The sequence below is a fragment of the Paenibacillus thermoaerophilus genome, assembly GCF_005938195.1.
In the GTDB taxonomy this organism is placed as follows: Bacteria; Bacillota; Bacilli; order Paenibacillales; family Reconciliibacillaceae; genus Paenibacillus_W; species Paenibacillus_W thermoaerophilus.
In genome coordinates, this window is the sequence record NZ_VCQZ01000020.1 from 1 (window position 1) to 19,896 (window position 19,896).

Annotated in this window: 17 protein-coding genes; 13 read left to right on the plus strand and 4 right to left on the minus strand. The window is 59.5% G+C overall.

What is annotated here, in order from left to right; genetic code table 11:
* The first annotated feature begins 351 nt into the window (after positions 1–351).
* The 8 genes from FE781_RS13225 (at position 352) to FE781_RS13260 (ending at position 7,723) form a co-directional block, all read left to right on the plus strand.
* Positions 352–642 carry a hypothetical protein gene (locus FE781_RS13225; protein ID WP_138790107.1) on the plus strand — a complete coding sequence of 97 codons (291 nt, stop codon included), beginning with the start codon at positions 352–354 and terminating at the stop codon, positions 640–642.
* Between the two features lie 202 nt (positions 643–844).
* Complete coding sequence (locus FE781_RS13230) at positions 845–1,171, plus strand: metal-sensitive transcriptional regulator (protein ID WP_138790108.1); 327 nt, start codon at positions 845–847, stop codon at positions 1,169–1,171.
* 23 nt (positions 1,172–1,194) lie between these two features.
* The gene (locus tag FE781_RS13235; protein WP_138790109.1) at positions 1,195–1,398 is read left to right on the plus strand and encodes a copper ion binding protein; all 204 of its coding nucleotides are present in this window, start codon (positions 1,195–1,197) and stop codon (positions 1,396–1,398) included.
* A 262-nt stretch (positions 1,399–1,660) separates the two neighbouring features.
* Entirely contained in the window at positions 1,661–3,952 is a 2,292-nt protein-coding gene (locus FE781_RS13240; RefSeq protein WP_138790110.1) for a heavy metal translocating P-type ATPase, read from the plus strand.
* Positions 3,953–4,109: 157 nt separating this feature from the next.
* Entirely contained in the window at positions 4,110–4,406 is a 297-nt protein-coding gene (locus tag FE781_RS17645) for a hypothetical protein (protein ID WP_211346365.1), read from the plus strand.
* Positions 4,407–4,432: 26 nt separating this feature from the next.
* On the plus strand, positions 4,433–4,900 hold the full coding sequence (locus FE781_RS13250) for a spore coat protein (RefSeq protein WP_138790111.1): 468 nt from the start codon (positions 4,433–4,435) through the stop codon (positions 4,898–4,900).
* A gap of 193 nt (positions 4,901–5,093) precedes the next feature.
* Complete coding sequence (locus FE781_RS13255; RefSeq protein ID WP_138790112.1) at positions 5,094–5,675, plus strand: TetR/AcrR family transcriptional regulator; 582 nt, start codon at positions 5,094–5,096, stop codon at positions 5,673–5,675.
* Complete coding sequence (locus FE781_RS13260; RefSeq protein ID WP_170209544.1) at positions 5,672–7,723, plus strand: YhgE/Pip family protein; 2,052 nt, start codon at positions 5,672–5,674, stop codon at positions 7,721–7,723. Before FE781_RS13255 ends, FE781_RS13260 begins: the two co-directional genes overlap by 4 nt.
* 263 nt (positions 7,724–7,986) lie before the next feature.
* On the opposite strand, the gene FE781_RS13265 is transcribed toward FE781_RS13260, so the two are convergent.
* From FE781_RS13265 to FE781_RS13275, 3 genes are all read right to left on the minus strand, one after another.
* A complete protein-coding gene (locus FE781_RS13265; protein ID WP_138790114.1) occupies positions 7,987–9,270 on the minus strand; it encodes an ABC transporter substrate-binding protein in 1,284 nt (427 codons plus the stop codon).
* Between the two features lie 139 nt (positions 9,271–9,409).
* Positions 9,410–10,243 (minus strand): carbohydrate ABC transporter permease, encoded by an 834-nt coding sequence (locus FE781_RS13270; RefSeq protein ID WP_138790115.1) that lies wholly within the window; start codon positions 10,241–10,243, stop codon positions 9,410–9,412.
* Positions 10,243–11,127 (minus strand): carbohydrate ABC transporter permease, encoded by an 885-nt coding sequence (locus FE781_RS13275; protein WP_138790116.1) that lies wholly within the window; start codon positions 11,125–11,127, stop codon positions 10,243–10,245. The genes FE781_RS13270 and FE781_RS13275 overlap by 1 nt, the downstream gene beginning before the upstream one ends.
* Before the next feature lie 179 nt (positions 11,128–11,306).
* On the opposite strand from FE781_RS13275, the gene FE781_RS13280 reads away from it, so the two are divergent.
* Together FE781_RS13280 and FE781_RS13285 are read left to right on the plus strand one after the other, a co-directional pair.
* Positions 11,307–13,226, plus strand: coding sequence for a cache domain-containing sensor histidine kinase (locus FE781_RS13280; protein WP_138790117.1), 1,920 nt, complete (start codon positions 11,307–11,309; stop codon positions 13,224–13,226).
* The gene (locus FE781_RS13285) at positions 13,204–14,793 is read left to right on the plus strand and encodes a response regulator (protein ID WP_138790118.1); all 1,590 of its coding nucleotides are present in this window, start codon (positions 13,204–13,206) and stop codon (positions 14,791–14,793) included. The genes FE781_RS13280 and FE781_RS13285 overlap by 23 nt, the downstream gene beginning before the upstream one ends.
* Before the next feature lie 910 nt (positions 14,794–15,703).
* On the opposite strand, the gene FE781_RS13295 is transcribed toward FE781_RS13285, so the two are convergent.
* Positions 15,704–15,904 (minus strand): cold-shock protein, encoded by a 201-nt coding sequence (locus FE781_RS13295; RefSeq protein WP_138790120.1) that lies wholly within the window; start codon positions 15,902–15,904, stop codon positions 15,704–15,706.
* A 326-nt stretch (positions 15,905–16,230) separates the two neighbouring features.
* Between FE781_RS13295 and FE781_RS13300 the strand changes: the two genes are divergently transcribed.
* The 3 genes from FE781_RS13300 (at position 16,231) to FE781_RS13310 (ending at position 19,830) form a co-directional block, all read left to right on the plus strand.
* Positions 16,231–17,193, plus strand: a complete 963-nt coding sequence (locus FE781_RS13300) for an ABC transporter permease (protein ID WP_138790121.1) — start codon at positions 16,231–16,233, stop codon at positions 17,191–17,193.
* Between the two features lie 48 nt (positions 17,194–17,241).
* Entirely contained in the window at positions 17,242–18,123 is an 882-nt protein-coding gene (locus FE781_RS13305) for a carbohydrate ABC transporter permease (RefSeq protein WP_138790122.1), read from the plus strand.
* 162 nt (positions 18,124–18,285) lie between these two features.
* Positions 18,286–19,830, plus strand: coding sequence for an extracellular solute-binding protein (locus tag FE781_RS13310; protein ID WP_138790123.1), 1,545 nt, complete (start codon positions 18,286–18,288; stop codon positions 19,828–19,830).
* Positions 19,831–19,896: the final 66 nt, after the last annotated feature.

Sequence of the window (19,896 nt, forward strand, 5' to 3'; positions counted from 1 at the left end):
TCCGTCTAAGAGTCGGGCTCGCAGCACCAAGAAACAACGACCTCCCTCCACCAGCCGCAGGAATATTGTACCGCATTCGCCCATTTTCATCATCTGCTGGTGCCGCATTAGCGGCATGGGGGTCTAAGGGGGAGATACCGCCTCAACCATGAACCTCGCGACCAAATGCTGCTTAGATTAACAGTAGAAAAAGAAGCTCCAATAGAGGCGATGTCCGGTTCTGGACTTCATACGACAGCACGCGAGGACTCGCGGCATCCCGTTCGGAACGTTCATATTTCCGGTTCCGGACCAGGAATGACACAAGGGGTTCTTTCATATCTTAGTGGCAGGGGAAAGGAGCGAGGGACCGTGGATTTCTTGAACAAGCTAAGGGTTGGAGCGTCCATCGCGGCAGAAAAAGCGCAGCAGACGATGGAGGTCGCGAAGCTGACGACGGCCATCTACGGCAAAAAAAGAGACCTGGAGCGCAACACGTCAAGGATCGGAGAAGCGGTATACGAAGCTTACAAGGCAAAAGATTTGTCGCTGGCGGAGCGGGAAATATTCCGTTTGGCGAAGCTGAACGAGGGACTGGAGAACGACATCGCGGAGCTGGAACGACAAGCCGTCCTGTTAAAAAGAAAAATCGGCATGAGGTGAGGAAGAGCGCCCGGAAAGGCGCTTTTTCGTGCCGGAATAAAATAAGAGCGGGACGCCGTCTCCATCCGTATTTCCGGCAAAGCCGTCCTTGGGGACAAGGCCGGCGAAGCGGTTTGTTCCCGCAGGGGACAAGCCTTCCTCAAACATCCTTGACATACCCTGTGGGGGTATAATATCATTAAAGCGAAAGGAGGCTGCCGGCATGTCGACGTCTGAACCAAATGCCGCTCACTGCGCGACCGAAACAAGCACCCGCAAGAGCCACCATTCGCAGGAGACAAAGAAGGATCTGCTCACCCGGCTCAACCGGATCGAAGGACAGGTTCGGGGAGTCAAAGGCTTGATCGAGAAGGATACGTACTGCGACGATGTCCTGAACCAATTGGCAGCTATCCAATCGGCTCTGAACAGCGTGGGCAAGCTGTTGCTGGAACACCACATGAAGAGCTGCGTCGTCGAGCGCATTCAAGAGGGCGATTCGGCGGTAATCGACGAATTGCTTGTGACCGTACGCAAACTCATGAGATGAAAAATTCGGAGGAGGGTCACCCCATGCAAAAAACGGTGCTGAACGTAGAAGGAATGTCCTGCCAACATTGCGTCCGCTCCATTGAAGACGCCATGAAGGAAATCGGAGCGACGGGCATCGTGGATCTGGCCAACAAAACCGTTACCGTCACCTACGACGAATCGAAGCTGACGCTGGAGCAAGTGAAAGAAGCGATCGAAGAGCAAGGATACGACGTCCGTTCCTGATAGCGCAATGGAACGGAAGTGGACGGGACGAGCCTTTCCAAGCATGTGCCGACGGTTGTGACAACGGCGTCTTCGGGAAGGCTCGTTTTTTTACATACGTATTCGTTTCATTCATAGGCGGATTTCCAACGGGAGAAGGCGCGCCGCGGTGCGCCGAAACCGTTTGACTTGGCTGGAAATATACCCGGTGTGGGGATTACGTCCTTAAACATTTACGCCATATATATTCGGTCCGTTTAACGGACGCCCGGAGGGATGGAATATGTCGTCCGGCGATGGCTTAACCGAATTCGAAGTGGTGACGCTGGAGCTCGAAGGGATGACCTGCGCCGCTTGCGCGGCCCGGATCGAGAAGGGACTCGGCAAGCTGCCCGGCGTCAAGCAGGCCAACGTCAACTTTGCCGTCGAGACGGCGCAGGTGCGGTTCGACCCGGCCGAAGTCGATGTGGCCGATATGATCGGCCGCGTCGAGAAGCTGGGGTACAAGGCGCATCCCAAGCGGGAGCGGACGGCGGACGACGCGGATCAGGCCGGGAAGCGCCGCGAGCAGAAGGGAAGGCTTCTCTTCTCGGCGCTGCTGACGATTCCGCTCGTCTGGGCGATGGCTGTTCACTTTGGGCTCGGGCAGCGGCTTCCCGTCCCGTCTGTTTTTACGGACCCCTGGTTCCAATGGGTGCTGGCGACGCCGGTGCAATTCGTGATCGGTTGGCCGTTCTACGCCGGCGCATATAAAGCGGTCCGCAGCGGCGGCGCGAATATGGACGTGCTTGTCGTGCTGGGTACCACGGCGGCTTACGGCTACAGCGTCTATGAGACGGTGCGCTGGTCGCTTGCGGGAGAGCACGGGGGTCATGCGCCCGAATTGTATTTCGAGACAAGCGCGGTGCTGATTACGCTGATCCTGCTCGGGAAATGGCTGGAGAGCGCCGCCAAAGGACGATCGACGGCAGCCATCCGTTCGCTTCTCCGGCTTCAGGCCAAATCCGCACGGGTTCTTCGCGGTACCCAGGAAACGGAAATTTCCGTTGAACAGGTGGCAGTCGGGGACATTGTTCTCATTAAACCGGGCGAAAAAATCCCCGTCGACGGCCGGGTGGAAGCGGGCGGCTCCGACGTGGACGAGTCGATGCTGACCGGCGAGAGTCTGCCCGTCCGCAAGCATCCTGGCGATGCGGTATTCGGAGCCACGATCAACGGCGGCGGCTACTTGCGCATACGCGCCTCCAAAGTCGGGGCGGATACGGCGCTGGCGCAAATATTGCGCGCCGTCGAGCAGGCCCAAGGCTCCAAAGCGCCGATCCAGCGCATTGCGGATGGGATCGCGGGCTGGTTTGTGCCGGTTGTCGTCGCGATCGCGGCCGCCTCCGCGGCAGGTTCTTATTTCTGGTGGGAACAGGGGGATGCGGCCGCGTCGATCGAGCGGGCCATCGCGGTGCTCGTCATCGCGTGCCCTTGCGCTCTTGGGCTGGCGACGCCCACCTCGATCATGGCAGGCTCGGGACGAGCGGCCGAATGGGGCATTTTGTTTAAGGGCGGCGAGCATCTGGAGCTCACGCACCGGGTAGATACGATCGTGTTCGACAAAACGGGCACGATTACGGCGGGCAAACCGGCGCTGACGGATATATGGCCCGCGCCGGGCATTTGGGAATCCGATCTGCTCCGCCGGGTCGGCGCGCTGGAGGCGCTGTCGGAGCACCCCATCGCGGCGGCCATCGCAGCCGAGGCGCGAAGCCGAGCGGCGGGGGAGCCGTTGCCGGAGGTGCGCGAGTTCCGCGCGGAAGCGGGCGGCGGCGTATCGGGCGTCGTCGAAGGGATGAGGCTGGCCGCCGGCACGGCGGACTGGACGAAGCGGCTCGGCACGCGTATTCCCGAATCGGCGGCGGCCGCGCTGCACCGCCTGGAGTCCGAAGGCAAGACGGCGGTGCTCGCCTCGGCGGACGGGCGCTGGATTGGAACGCTGGCCGTCGCCGACGCGATCCGCCCGACGTCGCGGGCGGCGCTGGAGCGGCTTCGCGGCCTGGGCCTGGAGCTTTGGCTCGTGACGGGAGACAACGAGCCGACGGCTCGAGCGGTCGCTTCGCGCGTCGGCATCTCCCGCATCCGGGCCGGCGTGCTTCCCGCCGATAAAGCGAAGGCGGTGGCCGAGCTGCAAGCCGGCGGCCGCAAAGTCGCGATGGTCGGCGACGGCATCAACGACGCGCCGGCGCTGGCGCAGGCCGACATCGGCATCGCCATGGGCGGAGGAGCCGACGTCGCGTTGGAAACGGCGGACGTGACGCTGCTGCGGAACGATCTGCACGGGGTCGCCGACGCGATTCTCGCAAGCCGTCTAACGATGAAGAACATCCGTCAAAACCTGTTTTGGGCGCTGGCATACAATTGCATCGGCATCCCGATAGCAGCCGCCGGATATCTCGAACCGTGGATCGCCGGAGCGGCGATGGCGCTCAGCTCCGTCTCCGTCGTGCTGAATTCGCTTCGGCTGCAGCGCATGCAGCCCGAAAGGCCGGCCGGGAGCCCGAATGCAAAGAGGACATTGCTGCAGAGATAGCCATGCCGCGGCGATGTCGATGGGACGCAGCCGAACATGAACTTTTGTCGTCTGATGAGGCGGGTCGGGACACCGATCCGCCTTTTTGTCGCCTTCTGCTGATATTTCCCGGGAAATGGAAACGCCGCCGACATGAATAGCCGAAATGCCGTCGGGGATGCAGACGCAATCGCAATCGGGTTCGCAGCCGTTGACGTCCAAAGAAACGGAGTATGTCGTCGATTCGATGTCCAACGAGGAGTCGATAGTCAAGCATCTTGCGGTGATCGCCGCGACCGCGCAGCAGCCGGACATTCGCCAATTGTGCTCCAATCTGCTGGCGACGCATCAGCAGCATTTTCAGTCGTTGTCTGCGCATCTGCAGCACAAGCGGGCGCAAGCCCCGTCTCAGGTGCCGGCAAGCGCGATGTCCGGCGGAACCATGATGGGCGGTTCCCAGGGGAACCTGCAATAATTCAAGGAGGCGCAGCCATAAACCGCATGTTTTCCAACACGAATTCTCCTCATTCTCATCAGCCGTATTCCTCGACTTCCGGCAGCGCGACATACGGGACAGCTTCCGGCGTCTCCCAGCAAAAGCCGTCGCTGGATACCCAAGACTGCGTCGGCAACGTGCTGAACGACTTGAAGCGCATCTGCGGGGAATACGCGACCGCCTGTACGGAATGCCGCGATCCCGAAACCCGCCATCTGTTCCAAAACCTGCTGAACAGCACCCTGCAGTCCCAACGGCAAGTATTCGACGCCATGCAAAGCCACGGATGGTACAAAACGACTTCGACCGCGCTGCGGCAGGAAATTGACAAGCAGATTCAGCATTATCAGCAGACATGGCAACAGGCGCAGCAATTCATGCAGCAGACGCTCGCCTTTCAGCAGCCGCTTCAAAGCTATGCGCCGACTCCGCAAGGCTATGCCCACCCGCCTCAAAGTATGTCGAATTATTGAGAATGGGACGGCAAGAGTAGGGACCGCTTCGACGTTCGCGAGACCGCGGGCGCTTCGGAGCGTTTTTTTCGTTTAATAAAGTGATGGCGGTCACGGATAGTGACCAAATGACCAATATTGTATTTCGGTCAGTTTTGAGCTATAATCGTGTTCATCAAATGGGATTACACATGCGAAAAGAAGGAGGGGTTGCATGGACCGCAAGCAGGAGATTTTGAAGGCGGCTGCGCACTCGTTCGCCAATTACGGGTATAAAGCGACGACGGTTGACCGCGTCTCCAAGATCGCCAAGGTGGGCAAAGGCACGATTTATACGTTTTTTGCCGACAAGGAGGAGCTGTTCGGCGAGATCGTCCAGCAGGTCATCCTGGAAATGAAGGAGATCGCGGAGCGGGCGATCAAGCCGGACCGGACGTTCTTCGAAAATTTGCACGACGTGCTGCTGCAAGTGCTGGATTATCGCAACAAGCACGAGCTCTTTATTAAGCTGAATCTCGAAATCCGGGAATTCGGAACGCCCGCAGCGCAGGCGGCCATGAACCGGGTCGAGGACGCGATCGTCGGATTTATCCGCAAGCAGGTGGAGGCCGCGTTGGAGCGCGGAGAGCTGAAGCCTTGCGATCCGGAGCTGACGGCGTTTGTGCTGCTCAAGCTGTATGTGGCGTTTGTGTCGGATTGGAACAAGAAGCATAAACCGCTGGACAACGAAGAGATCGCCAAATGGTTTCATTTGTATTTGGCGGAAGGTTTGCAGCAAGGGGAGAAGAAGCGATGAGAGAAACGGGAAAACGGCGTTGGCAATTCAAGGCGGAATGGGCCAGCATCGTTCGCAACCGCAAAAAAGCGGTGGCGGTCGGCGCGGTGGCGTTTATCCCGCTGCTGTACAGTTTCATGTTTTTGTGGGCGTTCTGGGACCCTTACGACCGGCTGTCGAAATTGCCCGTAGCGGTGGTGAATCTGGACAAAGGCGCGGAATATGGCGGGAAGCGCCTGGAGGTCGGAAAGGAACTGGAGGAGAAGCTTCGCGAAGGGAAGCAGTTCGACTGGCGGTTCGTCAGCCCCGAGGAAGCGCGGGCGGGCTTGGCCGACCGGAAATACTACATGTCGATCGAAATCCCGGAGAACTTCTCGGAACATGCGGCTTCCGCCGCGTCGGATACGCCGGTCAAGGCGCAACTCAAGTTTACCGCGAACGAGAGCTACAACTTCTTGTCGGCGCAAATCGGCGAAAAGGCGATCGACCAGTTGAAGGCGGAAGTGTCGAGCCAGTTGACCAAAGCGTACGCGGAGGCGATGCTGGGTGATGTATCGAAGCTGTCCGAAGGGATGCAGGAGGCGTCCGACGGCTCGGCCAAGCTGCATGACGGCGCGGCGAAAGCGGCGGAAGGCGTCACGAAGGTGGGCGACAGCGTCGGCAGAATGAACGACGGGGCCGCCGCCCTGCAAAAAGGCTGGATGCAGGTCGCCGAAGGCGCATCATCGCTGGGCAAGGGCATCGGCATTCTGAGCGACGGCGCCAGCAGCCTGGCCTCGGGTCTGGACGCGCTCAAGCAGGGACAGGCCGCGCTTCAGCAAGGCGCGAACTCCGCCGAACAAGGCGCGGGCCAGTTAAGCGCGGGCCTCAAGCAGAGCGAAGGCGCGGCGAAGCAGCTTGCGGAAGGCGCAGCCGGCGTAGCGGCGGGCCTGGAGAAGCTGGCGGCGAACCCGGCGCTGTCGTCGGAACCGGCCGTTCAGCAGTTGCTCGTAGCCGCCACGCAGGTCGCGGCAGGAGCGGCCGAGCTGGAAGGCGGACAGAAGCAGTTGGCCGAGGCGGCCGACAAGCTCGCGGCCGGGCAGAAGCAACTGGCCGGCGGACTCGCCGAGTTCGGCGCAAAGCTCGGAGAAGCGGGAACGGCCAGCCATCAACTGGCCGAAGGCGCGAATCAGTTGAAGGCAGGAAGCCGCGATCTGCAAAACGGCATTGCCGCCTTCGGCAAAGGTTACGCGGAGCTGGCCGGCGGCATCGGGCAGTTGGCGGCGGGGCTTGATCCGCTCCGCGAAGGCGCGGCGCAGCTCGACTCCGGCAGCGCGGAGCTGGCGAACAAGCTGGCCGAAGCGGCGGCGAAGCTGAGCGGCGTGGATGCGGGCGCCGACAGCCGCACGTCGATGATCGCTTCGCCGGTTGAGATCGTGCACGAATCGTTTACGGAAGTGCCGAACTACGGCACCGGGTTCGCCCCGTATTTCATCTCGCTGGGGCTGTTCGTCGGGGCTCTGCTGCTCAGCATCGTGTTCCCTCTGCGCGATCCGGCCGTGCGTCCGTCGTCGGCGTTCCGCTGGTTCGCCGGAAAATACGGCGTGCTTGCCGTGGTGGGTCTGGCCCAGTCGCTGCTTGTCGCCGCGGCGATGCTGTGGGGGCTCGGCCTGGACGTGCGGGACACCGGGATGTTTATGCTGTTCAGCCTTGTCGTCAGCTTGACCTATATGGCCATCATCCAATTGCTCGTCACGGTGCTGGGAGACGCCGGGCGGTTCGTGGCGATTATCCTGCTGGTGCTTCAGCTTACGGGCAGCGCCGGCACCTTCCCGAACGAGCTGGTGCCCGAAGCGCTGCAAGCTCTTCATGCATGGCTGCCGATGTCGTATTCGGTCGCCGGATTCAAGTCGATTATATCGGTTGGCGGAGAAATGTCGTTTGTCGGCCGGCAGTTGCTTGTGCTGCTGGGCGTGCTGCTGACGTGCAACGCGCTGACCTGGATCTACTTCGCCGTGACGCGCAAGCGCAGCCGGCAACATACGGACGGCATCGACGGCGGCATGACCGCGGCGGCGCCGGGCGTTTGATCGACCTCATTCGAGAGCGGGCCTTTGGGCCCGCTTTTTTTCTACGGCCGACCATGAAATTACAAATATCTCCATACCCTCTGTGTGGGGTAGCTTATACACTTCCGCTAATAAGCCAAGAAGGTGGGTGTTCTGAGGGGTGAAATAAACGCATCCGTGGCTTCCCTTGTCGGAACGGGCGCAGGCGCGTGATTGGGTATGCGGTTATGAAAAACCGGGACCCGAAGGTCCCGGCAGTTGCCTGCCGCCGATAACGGCGAGCGTTATTTCGCTTTGGTGGTATCCCACGTTTTCTGGAAGTTTTCGAGCAGCCCCGCCGCGTCGACTTTTTTGCCGATATACGCTTGGATGTGGGCGCCGAATTCGTTGGTTGCGCCGTCCGGGAATTTGAACCAGTTCCAGGAGAGCGTCTTGTTGTCTTTGCTGTACGCGATGATCTCGTTGGCCAGATCGCCCAGGATCGCCGGGTCCTTCACTTCGATGTTCGAGAACGCCGGGATGAACTTGAACTCTTCGACGATATACCGTTTGCCGACTTCCGAGGACACCATCCAGTTCAGGAAGTCTTTCGCCTCTTGCTTCACCGGCGACTTGTTGTAGACGACCCAGTTGTTCGGCACGCCGACCGCCAGCTTGTCGTTGGCCGCCGCATCGTCAGAGATCGGCATCGGCAGCATGCCGAGCTTGATGTTCGGGTTCGTCTTCGAGATTTGCACTTGCGTCCAGTTGCCTTGCTGCATCATCGCCGCTTGACCGTTCGCGAAGTTCGTCACTTGCGCGTTATAGTCGGTTGCCAGCGGGTTCGGCTGTCCGTACTGCAGCGTCAGATCAAGCAATTTCGTCCAGTTGGCGAATACCGGGTTGCCCGGGATTTTGGCCGAGCCGTCGTTCAGGCCCTTGATGAACGCGTTCGGGTCCGGCTGTTGCGCGAACGCGATGTTCAGGTTGTGGATGCCGAGAATCCACCATTCGCCGTAGCCGTTCATGAACGGGGTGATGCCCGCAGCTTTCAGCTTTTCGGCGGTGTCTTTTAACTGGCTCAGCGTTTTCGGGAGCTCGGTGATGCCTGCTTTGGCGAACAGATCTTTATTGTAGATGAAGCCGTAGCCTTCCAGGCCGAGCGGTTGGCCGTACAGCTTGCCGTCCTTGGTCATCGGTTCTTTTGCGACCGGAAGCACGTCCTTCACCCAAGGCTCGTTCGACAGGTCTTCCAGGTGCTCCTGCCATACGTTTAATTCGTTGAAGCCGCCGTTGTTGAAGATATCCGGGTATTCGCCGGCCGCGAACTTCGTCTTCAGCGCAGCGCCGTAATCGCCGCCGCCGCCGATCGTTTCGATCTCGATTTTGATGTTGGGATGCTCTTTCTCGTATTCGTCCGCCATTTTGCGAAGAGCTTCGGCGATTTCGACTTTGAATTGGAAGATTTTAATCGTTTTGACCTGTTGACCCGAACCTCCGCCGCCGGCGTTATCGTTCGTCTTGTCCGTACCGCAGCCGGCCATCGCCAGAAGAGAAGCAGCGGTCAGTACAACGAGCCCTTTTTTCATGTTTATTTCCTCCTCTTGGAAATTCATACTGTACTTCAATCCAAATCCATTATCTCAAGCGATCTGCCCGGAGCGAACCGACAATATTGAACGTCCGGGTGGAATTTATTGATCGCCGCGGCATCCGGGCGCCTGACGATTACCCTTTGACCGAACCGGCCGTGATGCCTTCGATGATATGTTTCTGCAAACTCAGGAAAAATATGATGATCGGCGTGACGCCCAGCACAAGCCCTGCCAGCGCCAGATCCCATTGCTTGGTATATTGGCCGAAGAACGAATAGGTCGCAAGCGGAATCGTGCGCGTCTCCGGCTTCAGGCCCAACACGATGGACGGCAGCAGGAAGTCGTTCCAGATCCACAAGCTGTTCAGCAGCGCGATCGTGACGGTCATCGGCTTCAGCAGCGGGAATACGATCCGCCAGTATACGCCGAATTTCGAGCAGCCGTCAACCCGGGCCGACTCCTCGATCTCCAGCGGGATGGATTTCACGAAGCCGTGATACAGGAATACGGACAGCGGCACGCCGAAGCCGAAGTAGCAGATGATCAGGCCGGTGCGGCTGCCGAACAGGCCGAATTCCTTGGCGACCGACACCAGCGGGATCATGATCGACTGGAACGGAATGACCATCGCCGCGACAAACAGGCCGAACGCCAGCCGGTTGAACCCGCTCGGATAACGCACCATCCGGTAAGCCGCCATGGAGCTGATCACCGTCAGCCCGACGATGCTCACTACGGTGATGATAAGCGAGTTCATGAACGCGCGGGGGAATTTCATGATCTCCCAAGCGCGCTGGTAGTTGTCCAGAGTCGGTGCGGAGGGCAGAGCGACCGTATGCGACAGCAGTTCGGAAAACGGCTTAAACGAGTTGCTCAGCACGAAATAAAACGGCACCAAAAACAGCAATCCGAGCACAATGGCGAACACTTCCAGCGCAAACGTGCGCCCCGTATAACGTTGTTCCATTACGCTTCCACCTCCCGTTTCTTGGTGATGGCCACTTGGATGGACGTGATGATGGCGACGACAATGAAGAAGATCAAAGCTTTGGCCGTACCGAGACCGAACCGGTTGTTCTGGAAGGCCTCGTTGTAAATGTTCATGGCGACGCTCTCGGTCGAGCGGAACGGTCCGCCTTTGGTGAGCGACAGGTTCAGGTCGAACACTTTAAACGACCAGGAGATGGCGAGAAACAGCGAGACGGTGACCGCCGGCATAATCAGCGGCACGACGATGCGCCAGAGCGTCTGCAGCGAGCTTGCGCCGTCGACTTTGGCCGCTTCGATCACGTCCTTGGGCATATTGGACAAGGCCGCGATATAGATGACCATGAGATAGCCGGCTTGCTGCCAGACGGTGACGATGACCATCGCCCAGAACGAGGTGGACGCGTCGCCGAGCCAGGGCAGATTAAAAAAGCCGATGCCCGTTGCGTTGCCGATCGCGCTGAAGCCTCTGACGAAGATGAAGTTCCAGATGAAGCCCAGCAGCAGACCGCCGATGACGTTCGGCATAAAAAACACCGTCCGCAGTCCGTTCCGGGATTTAAGCGGACGGGTCAGCAGCAAGGCCAGCAAGAAGCCGGCGAGGTTCACCAGCACGACGGATACGATCGTATAACGCGCGGTGAAGCTGAACGAGTCGAAGAAGGCCGAGTCGTTCGCGAAAATTTGTTTGAAGTTCGCCAAGCCGACCCAGCTCACCTCATTGGATACGCCGTTCCAGCTTGTGAACGAGTAGTAGAAGGTCAAGGCGAACGGGACCAGCATCACGGCCGCGAAAAATACAAAGGCCGGCGCGACAAAGGTGAACTGGTGGAGCCAATCCTCCAGCGAGCGTTTGGCTTTCATGGGAGCCGCTCCTTTCCGTAGAACGTGTTTTCGGATCGATACCGGATTGTATTTGTAAGTATAAAAAACGCCGCCGCTTCGGCCCACCGTCTCAGTTGACCCGCAGGGTGGAATATATTGACCCGTCCTGATAAAATGAGGCTTAAAATCTGGACCGGCTTGAAGCCGGAGGAAGGCCGGTGAGCGGAGTGAGACGGTTTCGCACCAGCATCCGGGACAAGCTGATTTTGTTCCTGCTCGCGGCGATCGCTTTGCCGACGCTGTCTTCGATAGCATTTACCTACGCTTATACAAAACATTCAGTCGAGAACAACGCGATCCGCGAAAATACGGAGCTGATGCGGCAAGGCGCGGCGAATCTGCGCAGCTATCTGGACAGCCTCAACCGGGCTTCGCTGCTCGTTTACAACGACATGAACAATCCCCGCAGCCTGTTCAAATTATTGGAGTCGGGCGCGACGGACTATGCCACGGAGATGGAGATCGCTTCCGGCTTGCGGGCCGTCGCCCAGGCGGCGAGGGGGCAGCACCAGATCGCCCTCTACTCTGTGCGGGCGGGACAGACGTACATCGTATCGGCGGGGAAGCTGTTCAAGGGCGCGTCGTCCACCGGCCTGAAGCCGGCATCGGAGCGGTTCGACGCCCAGCTCGAACCGACGCATCCGAGCCACGGCTACGGAGCGGAGATGCTGTCGTACGAGCCGCCGAAGCAGGTACTGTCGCTTCACCGCCCGGTCTACCGGATTCCGAGGCGGGATCTGCTCGGCTGGCTGTCGATCGACGTCCGGATCGAGAAGCTGCTGGAAATCGTCGGGGGGTTGTACGATCCGGAACGCGAAGAGTTGTATATTCTCGACCACGACGGCCGCGTCCTGCTGGGACCCGACCCCGGCCAGTGGGGCAAGCCGCTCGGGCAAGCGGACTGGATCGGCAGCCTGAGCCGGCCGGAGGGCGGCTATCTCGAATGGAGCGACTCCGATTTTTCGGGCATGCTGATTTATACGAAGATCGAGGAGCCTTTCACGCAGCTCCAACTGGTGAAGCGCATCCCTTATTCGACACTGTACGCGGAGGCCCGGCGGCTGGCCGGCATTAACGCCGCGGTGCTCGCCGGCTTCCTGGTGCTCGCGCTGGCGGCGACCGTCTGGATCTCGGTGCGGATGACGGAGCCCATCCGCCGGCTGATCCGTTCGGTCAACCAGATTCAGAGCGGCAATCTGGAAGCGCCGATCGACGTGGAGGGACGGGATGAGATCGGTACGCTCGCCCGCAAATTCCGCGACATGATGCATTCCATCAACCGCTTGATTTTGCGGGAGTACCGCCTGGAGCTGGCGAACAAGACGAATCAGCTCAGGGCTTTGCAGGCCCAGGTGAATCCGCATTTCCTGTACAACGCGCTGCAGTCGATCGGCACGCAAGCCCTCAAGCAGAACGCTCCGGACGTATACGGCTCCCTGACGCAGCTCGCCAAGATGATGCGCTACAGTATGGATACGAGCAGCACGCTGGTGCCGCTGCAGGCGGAGCTGGAGCATGTCCGCTCGTATCTCGAGCTGCAGCGGATGCGGTTCGGAAGCCGGATGGAGGCGCGTATCGAAGCGCCGGAGGAAGCTTTGACGAGGCCGATTCCGAAGATGACGCTGCAGCCTGTCGTGGAAAATGCGTTTAAGCATGCGTTCCCGGACGGACCGGCGCAAGGCCGCGTGACGATCTTGAGCCGGGACGACCCCTGGCTGGGCGTGTGGGATCTCGTCGTCGAGGACAACGGCATCGGGCTGAATCAGTCGGAGTTGGCCGCGATTCGGCACAAGCTGGCCGCGGCGGTTGCCGTCCGTCCGGCGAGCGGCGGCGAGGGCGGTGCGGCCGAGGAGCGGGAAGGCTCCGGGATCGGGCTGCCGAATGTGCTGCTGCGGCTGCGTTACCTGATCGACGAAAACTGCCGGGTGATCCTGGAGCCGGGCGAGAACGGGCAAGGCCTGCGGGTGACGCTCCGCTTGCCGCTTCCTTCCGGCGCGGGGCAGGCGGGGCCGGAGCAGGCGGAAGAGCAAGAGGGAAGAGGGGGATTGACGCAGGATGATCGCGTTGATCGTGGATGATGAAGCGCACGTGCGCGAGGCGATCCGGCTGCTTGTGGATTGGAAGCGGCACGGGGTCGAGACGGTGCTGGAGGCGTCGAGCGGAGAGGAGGCGATCCGGCTGATCGGGGAGCATCGTCCCGCGCTTGTGTTCAGCGACATGCGGATGCCCGGCATCGGCGGTCCGGAGCTGCTCGCCTGGATCGCGGCGCATGCGCCCGATATCAAGACGATTGCGGTCAGCGGTTACGGAGATTTCGAGCTGGTCCGCTCGACGATGAAGGCGGGAGGGCTGGATTATATTTTGAAGCCCGTCGATCCGGCCGATCTGGAAGCGGCGGTGGCGAAGGCGGTTACAGCGATCCGGGAGCAGCGCGAGCGGAGGGTGCGGGAGCAGGACCGCAACATCGAAGTGAACCAGATCAAGCCGGTATACTGGGAGAAGACGTTCTCCAGTCTCGTCGCCGAGCCGTCGGCGTACCGGAACGTCGCTTCCCGGCTTCGGGAGGAGTTCGGCTTGACGCCGGACGTCGGAGCCGCCCGAATCGCCGTCCTGACGCTGCGGCCGACGCCTCGCGGCATCAGGGAACGGTTCGCCGGCCACCGCGATCTGCTGTTTTTCGCGCTGGGCAACATCTCGAACGAGATGCTGCGGCAGCGGGGAATCGGCTATGCGTTCCGGCATTGGAACCGCGAGGACGAGCTGCTGCTGCTGTTCTGGAGAGAGGCCGATTCGGCGGCGGAGCGGCTGCGGTCGCTTCAGCGCGCGCTCCGTTCCGCGCTCAAGGGGCAATTCGACATCGGGGTGAGCGGCGAAGGCGTGCCATTCCCGGACGGCCTCCCGGAAGCTTACCGGCAGGCCTCGCTGGCGCTTCGGCGCCGCAATCTGCTGGCTCCGGGGGACCGGGTTCATCTGTACGAGCCCGGACTGGAGACGCCGGAGCGGATCGGACCGGGGCTGTCGGATTACGAGGAGCCGCTGCGGGTGGCGCTGTTCAGCGGAGGCGGGGAGCCGCTCGCCCGTGTCGTCGACGATTGGTTCGAAGCGGCCGGCAAGCTGACGCGCGTCACGCCGGACACGATGGACCGATGGCGGGACGAGCTGCGGCTCGTGCTGTCGCAGTGGGCGGCCGAAGCTCCCGACTGGCTGTCCGCCGTCGACGACCACGGGCGGCTGTCGCTTTCGGCGTGGCGCGACGAGCTGCAGGCGGCGCTCTCCCGCGCCGCCCGCCGGCTGACGGAGGAGCAGCCGCAGGACCGCAATCTGTCGCAGGACATCGCCCGGTATATCGGGCAAAATTACCAGCGTGAATTGTCGCTGCAGGATATCGCCGACCATTTCCGCCTCAGCCGCGAATACGTGTCGCGACGGTTCAAGCAGGACACCGGCGAGAACGTGTCGGACTTTATCACACGGGTGCGGATGGAGAAGGCCGAGCTGCTGCTGGCCAACCCGAACCTGCGGGTGGCTCAGGTGGCGCAGATGGTCGGCTTTCAGGATGAAAAATATTTCAGCAAGGTGTTCAAGAAGGCGTACGGCTTGTCCCCGAACGAATACCGCCGGGAGAAGCTGCTTGGAGCCCCGTAATTCGCCATGAAAAGGGGCGGTCTCGAAAGGTTGGCGGATCAAGCGGCACGCATGCTCGGGGCGGCGCGAGTGCTTCCTCGGGCGCGGTCAAGGAAGGGCCGCATGAGCCCGTGCGCCGCCAAGGGACGCTTCCTCGTGCGCTCATGCGCGACCAAGCGAGACCAGCACCGGGCACGGTCCAATGCAAAGGTACACTCGAATGCTGCTGGACGTGGGGGTTAATCGCCGTTTGAATGCAAAAGTGCACGCCGACAATGGAAATCCCGCGAGATTCGCCTTTCCGGGAAGTTCTTGGCGTGTATGTTTGCATCCGGCAGCAGGATTGCGGGGGAAATTCGCAGCGCAACGTATACTTTTGCATTCCGCAGGCCAAAACAACCGCGAGCAGACTCACTCGACCGGACACTAGGGGATGGAAGCCGTATCTGATATAAAATATCGTTATCGCGGCCACACCGCGGCTTCCGCAAGCGGATAGCGATACAAATTATCGCTATCGCCTGCCAGCTACCTCAAAAAAACGGAAAACCGGACTTTTAGCGATATTTAATATTGTTAGATCAGACAGAGGACGGCGAATTTTGGGGGTAGCGATAAAAATTATTATAAAAAGTATTGCTAGCTGCTCCCCAAACGGCAATTGGAACCGAGTCAAGCGGAAGTCCGCCAAAAATTGGAGCGCAGAAGGGAAACAACCGAGGATTTCGAAGGTTCCTGCTTCGGGGCTTGCGCAAAGTAAGCCTGGAGGTCGGGTGGCTTTCGCTTGCCCGCAATTTGCTGAAGGGGGCGGCGGTAAAACAAACAGGCCGAACACAAGGGCTGGTATAACCCTTGGTTCGGCCTGTTTGGGCTCAACTGTCCCCTGCAAACCACTTGGAATCAAGCTTTTGGGACAGCCCCTTTTCGCGGATTACAGTTTGACGACGTTTTCGGCTTGCGGGCCGCGGTTGCCTTGAACCACGTTAAACTCCACGCGTTGGCCCTCGTCGAGGGTTTTGAAGCCTTCGCCGGTGATCGCGCTGAAGTGAACGAATACGTCGTTGCCGCCTTCTACGGAGATGAAGCCGTAGCCTTTTTCGGCGTTAAACCATTTGACCGTACCTTGTTGCATAAGGGTAATGCCTCCTTTCTCCTGTTTACATGACCTTTTTATTGCATAAATAAAAAAATCACATATTGCATAAGGTTCCAATCCAATGCCCGGGAATTGATAACCTTTTGCAATAGGTGATTTCCGGTTTGGTAATCGGGGTATTGCAATCATAGCACATTAACCGGCCGCAAGCAAGTATCCGTTTTATTCCATCCTTTTTTATCGTGCGACCTAAAAAAAACACAAGTCCGAATAAAGCGGCTCCATTGTTGAAACCGCTTCAATCCCGTAGGATGAAGGGGAATCGACAAGATCACACATCTGATGCAAGGAGGTTGCCGTCCATGCCGCGCCAATCGACGACGACGGCCGCAACGGTCTCCGCCCCTGCCCGGCAGCGCCGTTCGGAACTGTGGCGGTTTATGTGGAAGTACAAGGCGCTTTATCTCATCTCGATTCCGGGGGCTCTTTACTTCATCATCTTCAAGTACGTGCCCCTGCTGGGCATCGTGATGGCTTTCCAGGACTATAACCTGTTTGCGGGATTCCTGGGCAGCGAGTGGGTCGGCCTCGAACATTTCCGCTATATGTTCGAGCACGCCGATTTCCTGCGCATTCTGAAAAATACGATGCTGCTCGGCTTTTACGACATTGTCTTCGGCTTTCCTGCGCCGATCGTCCTGGCCTTGCTGCTGAACGAAGTGAGGCTGGTGCTGTACAAGCGGCTGCTGCAGACGGTCGTCTACCTGCCGCATTTCCTGTCGTGGGTCATCATCAGCGGGATCGCGGTCGGCATCCTGTCCCCGGAGAGCGGCTTCCTGAACAAGGTTCTCGGTTGGTTCGGCATCGGGCCGATCTATTTCCTCGGCGAGGAGTCCATGATCCGCTCGATTCTTGTCGGCTCGGGCATCTGGCGCGATGTGGGCTGGGGGACGATCATCTATCTCGCAGCGATCGCGGGCATCCATCCGGACTTGTACGAGGCGGCCGAGATGGACGGGGCGAACCGCTGGAGACAGACGCTGTCGATCACCGTGCCCGCCATTTTGCCGACGATCACGATTTTGTTCCTGCTGCGCATCGGCGATTTTCTCGACTTCGGCTTCGAACGGGTGTGGGTGTTCCTCAATCCGCTCAACCAGAACAACGGCGAAATTCTCGACACGTTTATTTACCGGGTCGGTCTGCTGAGCCAGCAGTACAGCTACACGACCGCGATCGGCTTGTTCAAATCGGTTGTCGGCCTGACGCTGCTCGTCATCGCCAACTCGCTGAGCAGAAAGGCGACGGGCGAAAGCTTGTACTGACCCATCCCATACGCAACCATTCAACCGAAATACGGAGGTGCAGGCGCCATGCCGCGCAAGCCTACTCCCGCCTACCGGGTGTTTCAATTCGCCAACCTCGTGTTCCTGACGCTGCTCGCGGCGACCATGTTCCTGCCGTACCTGAACGTGCTCGCCAAATCACTGAGCAGCGCGAACGCCGTCGAAGCGGGCAAGGTCAACCTATGGCCGGTCGAGTTCTCCACGCTGAATTACCAGTACGTCATGCAGGACTTTACGATATGGCGGGCCTTCGGCGTAACGGTGCTCGTCACCGTCTGCGGAACGCTCATCAACCTGATCATGACTTCGTCGTTCGCTTATCCGCTGTCCCGGCCGGAATACGTCGGCCGCAAGTATTTGCTGCTGATGGTTCTGTTTACGATGATTTTCAGCGCGCCGCTTATTCCGACGTTTATCCTCATCAAGAAGCTGCATCTGATGAACACGCTGTGGGCGCTGATGATTCCGTCGGCGATCAGCGCCTTCAACTTCTTCGTGATGCGCTCGTTTTTCCAGAACATCCCGAACGAGCTGATCGACGCCGCCCGTATCGACGGCTGCTCGGAAACGCGCATCCTGTGGAGCGTCGTTGTGCCTTTGTCGCGTCCGGCGATGGCGACGATGGCGATCTTCTATGCGGTTTTTCATTGGAACACGTACCAGAGCGCCTTGTATTATTTGAATGACCGGGCGCTGTATCCGCTGCAACTGCGCCTGCGCGAGCTGATCGTCTCGGACGACATCAGCATCGACCCGAACGCTTCCCAGTTCGCCGACCTGGCGGCGCAATCGCCGGAGGGAATCAAAATGGCGACGGTGATCGTGGCGACGCTGCCGATCCTGCTGGTGTATCCGCTTCTTCAAAAGCACTTTATCAAAGGCATGCTGATCGGATCGGTCAAGTCGTAGACCGCGCATTAGGCGGCGTTTCCTAAAAAAACGACAACATCCCCCTAAAGCGATTCCATTGTTGCGAGGGGGAGCACCGCCTACAATGAAACCAAGCGGATGAAAGCGTTGCCGTAAAGCGCTTCCGCAGACGTTCCTATCTACAGGAGGGGGTTGCGTTCGATGAAGAAGAAGTTATCGGCCCTGCTGGCCGGCGTACTGGCGACGGGCGCGCTGGCAGGCTGCTCGTCCGATTCCGGCGGGGAGAAACCCGCGGACAGCGCGGCGGCATCGCCGGGAGCGGCGGCATCTCAGAAGCCCGCGGAAAAAACGAAATTTTCCATCTCGCTCCGCACGCTGAATTTCGGTTATGTCGAAAGGCATGCGAATATCAACGAAGACAAATGGGTCAAGCAGCTTGAGGAAAAAACGAACGTCGACCTCGAGATCCGGCTTGTGCCCCACAAGGATTACGAGCAGAAGATGGTGCAGATGTTCGCGACGAACGACCTGCCGGACGTCGTGCAGGCGAACGGCGGCGTCAACGGCAAGGAGCTGGCCGGTTCGGTCAAGGCGGGCGTCTTCATGCCTCTGGACGATCTGCTGAAGGAACACGGACAGGATCTGCTGAAAAAAGTGCCGAAGGAAGCCTGGGACAAGGTGACCTATAAAGGCAAAATCTACGCGATTCCGGAATGGCTGGGCAACCCGTCCCGCCGCGCGACCTGGATTCGGATGGACCTGCTGGAGAAAACGGGATTGCCGGTTCCGAAGACGGTCGACGAATATTTGAACGTCCTGCGCGAATTCAAGAAGCTGGGCGTGAAGCATCCGTTTATGGGCCGCGAAGACTTCAAATACGCGGACACGTTCTTCGGCGCGTACGACGTCTTCCCGTATCTGAGCCAGTTCGAGAAAGCCGGCGACAAGGTCCAGCCGAAGTTCATGGACACCGAGAACATGACGAAGGCGCTGCAAACGTACAAAACGATGTTCGACGAAGGGCTGATCAGCCAGGAGTTCGCCACGATCAACCCGACGACGTTCAAAAACGAGATCATCGCCGGCAAAGCGGGCATCTGGTCGATGAACGCGAACGAGCTGCTTCAATGGGAGCAGCAGCTCAAGGCGAACGTGCCGGAAGCGAAGCTCGCCATCATCCCGTCGCCTGTCGGACCGGACGGCAAGGGGGGCTACTATCTGTACGGAGCGTCGCCGCGGGCGTACTTCATCAACAAAAACGCGAAAAACGCCGCCGAGATCGTCAAGTTCTTCAACTGGATGGTCAGCGACGAGGCGGAAGTGTTCTTCTCCGACGGCGTGAAAGACCCGAAGACGCCGGAGGAAGTCGACGAACAGCGCTACCTCAGCGCCTTCCTGTGGCTGGTGCAGGACACGACGTACAACCGCCGCATCCTGTCCGCATCCGAAGCAGGGAAGCAACTGATTCAAGTGTATGATACAATATTGGCAAACGAGGGCCGTGACGGCATCGAATTCGAGCCTCGTCTCGATTCGCTCTCGAAGAACCCGGACATCAGCCCGAACTCCGATACGCCTCCGCCGCTGCTCGTGAACCATATGGTTAAAATGGTCTACGGCAAAGAGCCGATCTCCGATTGGCCGAAGGTGATTGACGAATGGCTGTCCAAGGGCGGCAGCGATGTCATCAAGGAAGCGACGGAAAAATTCAACAACAACGACGGTGTCACATTGCCTCGTCGGTAACCGATAACGGTAAGCGGACTCCTCACGATATTCCTCGTGGGGAGTTATCGCTTGCGGGGCGGCGGG

What these genes read in the sequence shown, in the direction of transcription:
- FE781_RS13270 (WP_138790115.1), bottom strand. Translation starts at nt 10,243, where the DNA reads ATGGAACAACGTTATACGGGGCGCACGTTTGCGCTGGAAGTGTTCGCC.
- FE781_RS13235 (WP_138790109.1), top strand. Translation starts at nt 1,195, where the DNA reads ATGCAAAAAACGGTGCTGAACGTAGAAGGAATGTCCTGCCAACATTGC.
- FE781_RS13255 (WP_138790112.1), top strand. Translation starts at nt 5,094, where the DNA reads ATGGACCGCAAGCAGGAGATTTTGAAGGCGGCTGCGCACTCGTTCGCC.
- FE781_RS13250 (WP_138790111.1), top strand. Translation starts at nt 4,433, where the DNA reads ATGTTTTCCAACACGAATTCTCCTCATTCTCATCAGCCGTATTCCTCG.
- FE781_RS13300 (WP_138790121.1), top strand. Translation starts at nt 16,231, where the DNA reads ATGCCGCGCCAATCGACGACGACGGCCGCAACGGTCTCCGCCCCTGCC.
- FE781_RS13285 (WP_138790118.1), top strand. Translation starts at nt 13,204, where the DNA reads ATGATCGCGTTGATCGTGGATGATGAAGCGCACGTGCGCGAGGCGATC.
- FE781_RS13305 (WP_138790122.1), top strand. Translation starts at nt 17,242, where the DNA reads ATGCCGCGCAAGCCTACTCCCGCCTACCGGGTGTTTCAATTCGCCAAC.
- FE781_RS13265 (WP_138790114.1), bottom strand. Translation starts at nt 9,270, where the DNA reads ATGAAAAAAGGGCTCGTTGTACTGACCGCTGCTTCTCTTCTGGCGATG.
- FE781_RS13295 (WP_138790120.1), bottom strand. Translation starts at nt 15,904, where the DNA reads ATGCAACAAGGTACGGTCAAATGGTTTAACGCCGAAAAAGGCTACGGC.
- FE781_RS17645 (WP_211346365.1), top strand. Translation starts at nt 4,110, where the DNA reads ATGCAGACGCAATCGCAATCGGGTTCGCAGCCGTTGACGTCCAAAGAA.
- FE781_RS13310 (WP_138790123.1), top strand. Translation starts at nt 18,286, where the DNA reads ATGAAGAAGAAGTTATCGGCCCTGCTGGCCGGCGTACTGGCGACGGGC.
- FE781_RS13260 (WP_170209544.1), top strand. Translation starts at nt 5,672, where the DNA reads ATGAGAGAAACGGGAAAACGGCGTTGGCAATTCAAGGCGGAATGGGCC.
- FE781_RS13230 (WP_138790108.1), top strand. Translation starts at nt 845, where the DNA reads ATGTCGACGTCTGAACCAAATGCCGCTCACTGCGCGACCGAAACAAGC.
- FE781_RS13275 (WP_138790116.1), bottom strand. Translation starts at nt 11,127, where the DNA reads ATGAAAGCCAAACGCTCGCTGGAGGATTGGCTCCACCAGTTCACCTTT.
- FE781_RS13240 (WP_138790110.1), top strand. Translation starts at nt 1,661, where the DNA reads ATGTCGTCCGGCGATGGCTTAACCGAATTCGAAGTGGTGACGCTGGAG.